Below are 9,610 nucleotides of genomic sequence, written 5' to 3'. Positions count from 1 at the left end.
GTCGTCCCGGCTTCGGCGGTCGTCCGGGTGGTCCCGGTGGCCGCGGTGGCACGCAGGGTGCCTTCGGCCGTCCCGGCGGTCCGGCGCGTCGTGGTCGCAAGTCGAAGCGGCAGCGCCGTCAGGAGTACGAGGCCATGCAGGCCCCGTCGGTCGGCGGCATCATGCTGCCGCGCGGCAACGGTGCGACGGTTCGCCTGTCGCGCGGTGCCTCGCTGACGGACTTCGCGGAGAAGATCAACGCCAACCCGGCGTCGCTGGTCCAGGTCATGCTGAACCTGGGCGAGATGGTCACCGCGACCCAGTCCGTCTCCGACGAGACGCTCCAGCTGCTCGCCGACGAGATGAACTACGTCGTCGAGATCGTCAGCCCGGAGGAGGAGGACCGCGAGCTGCTCGAGTCCTTCGACATCGAGTTCGGCGAGAACGAGGGCGGCGAGGAGATGCTGGTCTCCCGTCCGCCGGTGGTGACCGTCATGGGTCACGTCGACCACGGTAAGACCCGCCTGCTGGACGCGATCCGCAAGACCAACGTGGTCGCGGGCGAGGCCGGCGGCATCACCCAGCACATCGGTGCCTACCAGGTCGCGACCGAGGTCAACGAGGAAGAGCGCCGCATCACCTTCATCGACACCCCGGGTCACGAGGCGTTCACCGCCATGCGTGCCCGTGGTGCCAAGTCGACCGACATCGCGATCCTCGTGGTGGCGGCCAACGACGGTGTCATGCCGCAGACGATCGAGGCGCTGAACCACGCCAAGGCGGCCGACGTGCCGATCGTGGTCGCGGTCAACAAGATCGACGTCGAGGGCGCCGACCCGACCAAGGTGCGCGGTCAGCTGACCGAGTACGGCCTGGTGGCCGAGGAGTACGGCGGCGACACCATGTTCGTCGACATCTCCGCCAAGCAGGGTCTGCACATCGACTCCCTGCTGGAGGCCGTGGTCCTCACCGCGGACGCCGCGCTCGACCTGCGGGCCAACGACGCGCAGGACGCGCAGGGTATTGCGATCGAGGCGCACCTCGACCGCGGCCGTGGTGCCGTGGCCACCGTCCTCGTCCAGCGCGGCACGCTGCGCGTCGGCGACACGATGGTCGCCGGCGACGCGTACGGCCGGGTCCGTGCGATGTTCGACGACAAGGGCAACAACGTCGAGGAAGCGGGTCCGTCGACCCCCGTCCTGGTCCTGGGTCTGACCAACGTCCCGGGCGCCGGCGACAACTTCCTGGTCGTCGACGAGGACCGCACGGCGCGTCAGATCGCCGAGAAGCGCGCGGCCCGCGAGCGCAACGCCGCGTTCGCCAAGCGCACCCGCCGGGTGTCCCTCGAGGACCTCGACAAGGTGCTCAAGGCGGGCGAGGTCCAGCAGCTCAACCTCATCATCAAGGGCGATGCGTCCGGTTCGGTCGAGGCCCTGGAGTCCTCGCTGCTCCAGCTGGACGTCGGCGAAGAGGTCGACATCCGGGTGCTGCACCGCGGCGTCGGTGCGGTCACCGAGACCGACATCGACCTGGCGACCGGCTCCGACGCGATCGTCATCGGCTTCAACGTCCGCGCCGAGGGCCGCGCCACGCAGCGGGCCGAGCGCGAGGGCGTCGACGTCCGGTACTACTCGGTCATCTACCAGGCGATCGAGGAGATCGAGGCGGCCCTCAAGGGCATGCTCAAGCCGGAGTACGAGGAGGTCGAGCTCGGTACGGCGGAGATCCGCGAGGTCTTCAAGTCGTCCAAGCTGGGCAACATCGCGGGTGTGCTCATCCGCTCCGGCGAGGTCAAGCGCAACACCAAGGCGCGCCTCATCCGCGACGGCAAGGTCGTCGCGGAGAACCTCAACATCGACGGTCTGCGTCGCTTCAAGGACGACGTCACCGAGATCCGCGAAGGCTTCGAGGGCGGTATCAACCTCGGAAACTTCAACGACATCAAGGTCGACGACGTCATTGCGACCTACGAGATGCGGGAGAAGCCGCGCGGCTGATCGCGTAGCTACTGTCCGGGGCCGGTCGGCGGAGCGGAAACTCCGTCGATCGGCCCCGGCCGTTGCGTGTACGGTTCGAGTGACTCGTACACCGAAGGCCCCACGGGTGGCTTTACCCGTCTTGCATGTACGTAGGGACGCTGTCCTTCGACCTGCTTCTCGGCGACGTACGGTCGCTGAAGGAGAAGCGCTCGGTCGTCCGCCCGCTCGTCGCCGAGCTGCACCGCAAATTCGCGGTGAGCGTCGCGGAGGTGGGGGACCAGGATCTGTACCGCAGGGCCCGGATCGGGCTGGCGGTGGTTTCCGGGGACACCGGGCATCTGACCGATGTCATGGACCGCTGCGAGCGACTGGTCGCCGCACGGCCCGAAGTGGAGCTGCTGTCCGTACGCCGGCGGCTGCACGGCGACGACGACTGACCCGTACGGTCGGGCACGTCATCGCCGGTGGAAGCACAATTGTGGAAGACAAGAAGGAGACGGACCAGTGGCCGACAATGCGCGGGCGAAGAAGCTGGCGGACCTCATCCGGGAGGTGGTCGCCCAGAAGCTCCAGCGCGGCATCAAGGACCCGCGGCTCGGTTCGCACGTGACCATCACGGACACCCGGGTCACCGGCGACCTGCGGGAGGCGACGGTCTTCTACACGGTCTACGGAGACGACGAGGACCGTGCCAGCGCCGCCGCCGGCCTGGAGAGCGCCAAGGGCATCCTGCGTTCCGCGGTCGGCGCCGCGGCCGGGACGAAGTTCACGCCGACCCTGGCGTTCGTCGCGGACGCCCTGCCGGAGAACGCCAAGACGATCGAGGACCTGCTCGACAAGGCGCGCGCCTCGGACGCCAAGGTGCGCGAGGTGTCCTCGGGCGCCGCGTACGCCGGTGAGGCCGATCCGTACCGCAAGCCGGGCAGCGACGAGGACGACGAGGGCGCAGCGGCAGAATGAAGCGGCAGAGCAACAACGAGGGGGGCGAGCGCGCAGCGCTCTCCGGCAAGGGTGGTGGTGGGCGACGGGCGGGAGGACTTGTCATCGTCGACAAGCCGTCCGGCTTCACTTCGCACGACGTCGTGGCGAAGATGCGCGGTATGGCCCGGACCCGCCGGGTCGGGCATGCCGGCACCCTCGACCCGATGGCGACCGGCGTCCTGGTCCTCGGTCTGGAGCGGGCCACCAAGCTCCTCGGCCACCTCGCGCTGACCGAGAAGGAGTACGTCGGCACGATCCGGCTCGGCCAGTCGACGATCACCGACGACGCCGAGGGCGAGATCACCGCGTCGAAGGCCGCGCACGGCCTCGCGCGCGAGGACATCGACGCCGGGGTCGCCCGGCTGTCCGGCGCGATCATGCAGGTCCCGTCGAAGGTCAGCGCCATCAAGATCGACGGCAAGCGGTCCTACTCGCGGGTCCGCGACGGCGAGGACGTGGAGATCCCGGCCCGTCCGGTCACCGTCTCCTCGTTCGTGGTGCACTCGGCGCACGAGGCCGAGGCCGAGGACGGTACGCCGGTGACCGATGTGCTGGTCTCCGTCGTCTGCTCGTCCGGTACGTACATCCGCGCGCTGGCCCGCGACCTCGGCGCCGGGCTCGGCGTCGGCGGGCATCTGACGGCGCTGCGGCGGACCAGGGTCGGCCCGTACAAGCTCGACCAGGCGCGCACGCTGGAGCAGCTCCAGGCCACGGTGGACGACACCGAGGGCGGCGGGCTGCCGGTCATGCCGATCGCGGAGGCCGCCGACGCGGCGTTCACCCGCTGGGACGTCACCGAGCAGCAGTCGCGGCTGCTGCTCAACGGCGTGCGGATCCCGATGCCGCGCTTCGAGGGCGACGGTCCGGTGGCGGCCTTCGGGCCGGACGGGGCGTTCCTGGCGCTGGTGGAGAACCAGGGCGGGAAGGCCAAGAGCCTGGCCGTCTTCGCCTGACGGAATCCGGGCCGCCGCGAGGCGAGGTGGTGGAACGCGGGCCGCGCGGCCGGGCGCGGAGCGATCGGCCCGCGCTCCACCATCCCCCTCCTCCTGACTCTGTCCAGCGCACTGCGGTGATTCACTCCTGTGGGCAGGCGCTCGGAGTGAATCACGGCGCGGAGGGGGGCGCGTTCGAGGAGCGCCCTGTCGCGAAGATCACCACCTGCCTACCGTCGTCGCTGTTGTGGACGGGCGGGACGGGCGGGGAGGTCCGGAGATGGCGTTGCTGGATACCGGCAGGGATACGGATGTGGATGCGGATGCCGAGGCGGCTCCGGTTCAGGGGGCGGGAGCTTGCCGCGGGGGCGCCTACGGGGAGGCGTACGGGGGTCGGTGGGTCGGTCAACACGAAGCGGAACTGGGGCAGTTGGCGTGGGCGGCGACCGAGCCCGGGGTGGACCGCGGGGGGCGGGCCGCGCGCCGTCTGACGCATGAGCTGCTGCGGGTGGCCGACGCGGCGCCGTACGGCGGGGTGCTGCGGCTGCTCGCCGACCGGGTCACCCAACGGTCCCTCCAGGCGGGCGGGTTCGGGTACACCGGGCTGGACGAGTTCGGGCCGCCGTTCTGGCGGTGCCTGGCGCTGGGCGACGCGGCCCGGCTGGATCTGCTGCGCCGGCTGCTGCCGGCCGACGGGCCGGGCGCCGCACCGGCCCCCGGCGGCCCCGTGCGGCCCTTCGCACGGCCGCCGCGGGTGCGGGTCCACCCGGCCGACGACGCCGCTGCCGGGCAGGAGAGCGGCGGATGGGTCGACGCCTGCCCCGGGACGCCGTACGCCGCGTCCGCAGAAGCGTTCCGCCGGGCCGGCGGCACGGCCCGCCCCGCCCGCACTGGCCCAGCTGGCCGCTCTGCCCGGTTCCTCGACGCCGTGGCGGACCTGCTGAAGGCCGACCCCGAGCGGATCCAGCCCCTGCTGTGCGGCTGGTTCGACGACACCCGCCGCCTCCAGGTCGCGCCCGCCGTCCCCCGGGAGATCACCGTCGCGGGCGCCGCCCAGGCGCTGCTGCACACCTACCGGGCGCGGGCGCTGGACCCGCTCGTGGAAGTCCTGGCGGCCACCGCGCACCCGCGGGCCGCGGAGCTGCTGGACGCGCTCGCCGAGGACGAGCCGGCGGCGCTCTGCCGGGCCGTGGGGATCCGCGCCCGCGAGGAGCGCCCCGGGGGCCGGAGCGCGGGCACCGCGGCGCTGCTGCGGGCGCTGGCCGCCGTCACCCGACCCGATCTCGCGGCCCGCGCCGCCGGGCTGGTCCGGGAGTACGCCGGGCGCTGCCCGGACCGCGCCGCGCGGCCGGTGGCGGAGTTCGTCGCACGCCGGCTCGACCAGGGGCCGGCCGCCCATGAGGCGCTGGGGCCGCTGGTGGTGGAGTTGCTGAACGGCTCCCCGGCCCCGGTCCGGCGCGCGCTCGCCCCCGTCCTGGCCGGCGCGGGCCCGTACGCGGCGGATGCGTTGCGGTGGGCGCTGCTCGATGTGCTGCTGGCGCGCGAGGCGTCCGACGCGCCCCCGGCGGGCGGCCGGGGCCGCGGGTACGACACCAGCGTGCTGGAGGCCCTGCTGGGGGCGGCGGCGGAGGGGACGGCGCGGCGGCCGGAGGAGCGCACCCGGGAGCTGGTGCACCGTGCGGGCATGCTGCTGGCCCGGACGCCGGAGGGGGCGGCCTGCTTCGACCGGCGGCTGGTGGAGCTGGGGCGGCGGGTGCCCGGTTTCGCCCGGCGGGTGGCGGAGTGGCTGGCGGCCGAGCCGGGGGAGTGGGCGTCGGTGGTGGGGCCGGGCGCCTGCGCGACCCTCGCGGGATGCCGGGGCTGACCCCGTTCGCGGCCCGGGAGCCCGGCGGCCCGGCGCCCGGGTGTCCGATACAACAGCGGCCGGGCCACCCTTCGCGCGTAGCCCGGCTCCCGGCATGGCAGTCTTAGACCTGCGTCATGCCGAATTGGCGCAATGGACGGACAAGAGTTCGGGCGAGGAGCGGGCACAGTGCAGCGCTGGCGTGGCTTGGAGGACATCCCCGAGGGCTGGGGACGCAGCGTCGTCACCATCGGCTCCTACGACGGAGTGCACCGCGGCCACCAATTGATCATCGGCAAGGCGGTGGCCCGCGCCCGCGAGCTGGGGATCCCCGCCGTGGTCGTCACCTTCGACCCGCACCCGAGCGAGGTCGTCCGCCCCGGCACCCATCCGCCGCTGCTCGCCCCGCACCACCGGCGGGCGGAGCTGATGGCCGAGCTGGGCGTGGACGCGGTGCTGATCCTGCCGTTCACCAAGGAGTTCTCGAAGCTGTCGCCGGCCGACTTCGTGGTCAAGGCGCTGGTCGACAAGCTGCACGCGCAGGTCGTCGTGGAGGGCCCCAACTTCCGCTTCGGGCACAAGGCGCAGGGCACCGTCGACACGCTCGCCGAGCTCGGCCGGACCTACGACTACGCGGTCGAGGTCATCGACCTCTTCGAGCGCGGCACGGCGGGCGGCGGCGAGCCGTTCTCGTCCACCCTCGTCCGCCGGCTGGTCGCGGCGGGCGACGTGGCGGGCGCGAGGGAGGTGCTGGGCCGGCCGCACCGCGTCGAGGGCGTGGTCGTACGGGGCGCCCAGCGCGGACGTGACATGGGCTTCCCCACGGCCAATGTGGAGACCCTGCCGCACACCGCCATCCCGGCCGACGGGGTGTACGCGGGGCTGCTGCACGTCGAGGGCGAGGCGATGCCGGCGGCCGTCTCGGTCGGCACCAACCCGCAGTTCGACGGCAAGGTGCGGACGGTGGAGGCGTACGCCATCGACCGCGTCGGGCTGGATCTGTACGGGCTGCACGTCGCGGTGGAGTTCCTGGCGTACATCCGGGGGCAGGAGAAGTTCGCCACGCTGGACGCCCTGCTGGAGCGGATGGCGATCGACGTGAAGCAGGCCCGCGGGCTGATCGCCGACGCGGGCTGACCCGGCGGCGAGGCGCCCGCCGCGACCGGCGTCACGGGACACAACGAAGGGGCGGGGCCCGGCAGTCGACTGCCGGGCCCCGCCCCTTCGTGCTGCTACGCCCCGCTCACTGCGGCGGGGGCTGCTGCTGCGTCCAGCCGCCCTGTTCCGGCAACGGCGCGTCCGGAGCGGGCTGTTGCTGCTGCCAGCCGGCCGGCGGCTGGGCGGCGGGCTGCTGGGTCCAGCCGCCCTGCTGCGGCGGGTAGCCGGCCGGGGGCTGGCCCTGCTGCGGCTGCTGCTGGCCCTGTTGCTGGGCGTACTGCTGCTGCGCGTACTGCTGTTGCTGGGCGTGCTGCTGGGCGTACGGGTCGCCGCCCATCTGCTGCTGGCCCATCTGCTGCTGGGCGTACATGCCCTGCGCCTGTTGCTGGCGGGCGAAGTCCTCGGCCACCAGGGCGGAGAGGTGGAAGTACGCCTCGCGGGTCTTGGGCCGCATCATGTCGAGGTCGACCTCGGCGCCGGCGGCGAGGTGCTCGTCGAAGGGGACGACGACCACACCGCGGCAGCGGGTCTCGAAGTGCGACACGATGTCTTCGATCTTGATCATCTTGCCGGTCTCGCGGACCCCCGAGATGACCGTGATACCGCGCTGCACCAGGTCGGCGTAGCCGTGCGCGGACAGCCAGTCCAGGGTGGTGCTGGCGCTGCTGGCGCCGTCCACGGACGGGGTGGAGATGATGATCAACTGGTCGGCGAGGTCGAGGACTCCGCGCATCGCGCTGTACAGGAGACCGGTGCCCGAGTCGGTGAGGATGATCGGGTACTGCTTGCCGAGGATGTCGATCGCCCGCCGGTAGTCCTCGTCGTTGAAGGTCGTCGAGACGGCCGGGTCGACGTCGTTGGCGAGGATCTCCAGGCCCGAGGGGGACTGCGAGGTGAACCGGCGGATGTCCATGTAGCTGTGCAGGTGCGGGATCGCCTGCACCAGGTCGCGGATGGTCGCACCGGTCTCGCGGCGCACCCGGCGGCCGAGCGTGCCGGCGTCCGGGTTGGCGTCGATCGCGAGGATCTTGTCCTGCCGCTCGGACGCGAGGGTGGAGCCCAGCGCGGTGGTGGTCGTCGTCTTGCCGACGCCGCCCTTGAGGCTGATGACCGCGATCCGGTAGCAGGACAGCACCGGCGTACGGATCAGCTCCAGCTTCCGCTGCCGCTCCTCCTGCTCCTTCTTCGCGCCCAGCTTGAACTTGGACGGCTGGGCGTTGGCGCCCGGCTTGCGCTTCTTGGGCTGGTTGCGCAGCAGCCGGTCCGAGGTCAGCTCGACGGCCGCGCTGTAGCCGAGCGGCGCACCGGGGGTGGCGCGCTGCGGCTGCTGCTGGCCCGGCTGGGAGTACTGGGCGTAGTTCGCGGCGGCGTTGGGGTCGGCGGCCTGCTGGCCGGGCAGCGGCTGGTGCTGGGCCTGCTGGGCCTGCTGGGCCTGTTGGGCCTGCTGGGCCGCCTGAGCCTGCGGCTGCTGCTGGGCCTGCTGCGGGTAACCGGGCTGCTGACCCTGCTGCGGATAGCCCTGGGGGCCGGGCTGCGGATACCCGTAAGCGGGCTGCTGCGCGGGCGCGTTGGGCTGCTGGCCCTGCTGCGGCTGCGGCTGGCCCTGCTGGGGGTAGCCGTACGCGGGCTGCGGGTAGCCGTAGGCAGGCTGCTGTTGCTGCTGCGCGGGGGCGCCCTGCTGCTGTTGCGGGTAGCCGCCCTGCTGGGGCTGGCCCTGCTGCGGGTAGCCCTGCTGCGGCGCCTGCGGGTGCTGCGGCTGCTGGGGGTGCTGTGCTGGTGGGGCCTGCTGGGGCTGCTGCGGGTGCTGGCCGGCCTGGGCCTGCGCCTGGGCCATCCGCGGGTCGGCGGGCTGGAACTCCGGCGGCAGCGGCGGCAACGCGCCCTGCGCCGGGGCGCCCTGGGCGGGCATGCCCTGCTGCTGGCCGTCCGCGCCGGCCCAGGGGGCGCCCTGCTGCGGCATTCCCTGCTGGGGCACACCCTGCTGAGGCACACCCTGCGCGGGCATTCCCTGCTGCGGCTGGGGCTGGCCCTGCGCGGGCGGCGCGACGGGCTGTGCGGCCGGTGCGGGCTGCGCCGCGACCGGGGCGGGGGCCTCGGGCCCGGGAGTCGCCACAGGCGCCTGGGGGGCCGTCGGGGCGGCTTCCGCGGGGGAGTTGGGCGCGGTGGCGTCCGGCTGCGGCGCCGCCGCGGGGGCGGTCGCCTCCGGCGCGGGTGCCGCCGCCGGCTCCGGGTCATCGTCGTCGTCCCAGAGGGAGGCCGAGGGGTCGACGCCCTGGCCCGAGCGGACGTTGCCGCCGGGCTGCTCGCCGCCGGCGTCCGGGGCCGGCGGGGCGTCGGGCGCGGCGGCCGGTGCGTTGCCGCCTGCACTGCCCGCACCCTCCGCACCCGGCGGGGTCAGCGTCGGGAATCCGGGCGGCGCGGTCGAGGCGGGCGCACCCTGCTGCGGAACCCCGGGGGCGGGCGCGTTCTGCGCGGGAGCCGCGGGGGTGGCCGCGATGCCCGCGCCGCCGCTGGTGTCGTTGCTGCCGTACCAGGCCGGAGCCGCGAAATCGATCTTGAATTCGCCGGTCAGGTCGAACTCGGCCTGGTCGTCGTCAGGATCGTTCCCGTCCGGACGGAAAGCCTCCTGGTCTTTCACTGTGCCTCCTGGTCTACTGCAACGCACCTGAACGGCAGGACCGGATACAGGCGGATCGAACGGATGTCACGGAAGTCGGAACACGCCACCCGGGGTTGCG

7 protein-coding genes are annotated in these 9,610 nt (G+C 73.1%); 6 read left to right on the top strand and 1 reads right to left on the bottom strand.

The window, feature by feature from the left end:
• The 6 genes from infB to IEZ17_RS38355 form a co-directional block, all read left to right on the top strand.
• Positions 1-1,976 (top strand): translation initiation factor IF-2 (infB, locus tag IEZ17_RS38380; protein ID WP_189308262.1); only part of this gene is annotated, 1,976 nt, incomplete at its 5' end.
• Between the two features lie 125 nt (positions 1,977-2,101).
• Positions 2,102-2,395 (top strand): DUF503 domain-containing protein, encoded by a 294-nt coding sequence (locus IEZ17_RS38375; protein WP_189308261.1) that lies wholly within the window; start codon positions 2,102-2,104, stop codon positions 2,393-2,395.
• Positions 2,396-2,462: 67 nt separating this feature from the next.
• On the top strand, positions 2,463-2,918 hold the full coding sequence (rbfA, locus tag IEZ17_RS38370) for a 30S ribosome-binding factor RbfA (protein ID WP_189308260.1): 456 nt from the start codon (positions 2,463-2,465) through the stop codon (positions 2,916-2,918).
• On the top strand, positions 2,915-3,892 hold the full coding sequence (truB, locus tag IEZ17_RS38365) for a tRNA pseudouridine(55) synthase TruB (RefSeq protein ID WP_189308259.1): 978 nt from the start codon (positions 2,915-2,917) through the stop codon (positions 3,890-3,892). The genes rbfA and truB overlap by 4 nt, the downstream gene beginning before the upstream one ends.
• A gap of 259 nt (positions 3,893-4,151) precedes the next feature.
• Positions 4,152-5,735 carry a hypothetical protein gene (locus IEZ17_RS38360; RefSeq protein ID WP_189308258.1) on the top strand — a complete coding sequence of 528 codons (1,584 nt, stop codon included), beginning with the start codon at positions 4,152-4,154 and terminating at the stop codon, positions 5,733-5,735.
• Positions 5,736-5,903: 168 nt separating this feature from the next.
• Positions 5,904-6,851 (top strand): bifunctional riboflavin kinase/FAD synthetase, encoded by a 948-nt coding sequence (locus IEZ17_RS38355; RefSeq protein WP_189308257.1) that lies wholly within the window; start codon positions 5,904-5,906, stop codon positions 6,849-6,851.
• Between the two features lie 106 nt (positions 6,852-6,957).
• Here the strand turns inward: IEZ17_RS38355 and IEZ17_RS38350 are convergent, their stop codons facing one another.
• The gene (locus IEZ17_RS38350) at positions 6,958-9,510 is read right to left on the bottom strand and encodes an SCO5717 family growth-regulating ATPase (RefSeq protein ID WP_189308256.1); all 2,553 of its coding nucleotides are present in this window, start codon (positions 9,508-9,510) and stop codon (positions 6,958-6,960) included.
• Positions 9,511-9,610: the final 100 nt, after the last annotated feature.

This window comes from Streptomyces albospinus, from assembly GCF_014648695.1.
GTDB lineage: Bacteria > Actinomycetota > Actinomycetes > Streptomycetales > Streptomycetaceae > Streptomyces > Streptomyces albospinus.
The sequence above is the reverse complement of the archived record's forward strand: the minus strand, read 5'-3'. Positions and strand labels throughout refer to the sequence as shown.

Bases quoted from the DNA above. Each gene is read 5' to 3' on its own strand.
- IEZ17_RS38375 (WP_189308261.1), top strand. From the start codon at position 2,102: ATGTACGTAGGGACGCTGTCCTTCGACCTGCTTCTCGGCGACGTACGG.
- truB (WP_189308259.1), top strand. From the start codon at position 2,915: ATGAAGCGGCAGAGCAACAACGAGGGGGGCGAGCGCGCAGCGCTCTCC.
- IEZ17_RS38360 (WP_189308258.1), top strand. From the start codon at position 4,152: ATGGCGTTGCTGGATACCGGCAGGGATACGGATGTGGATGCGGATGCC.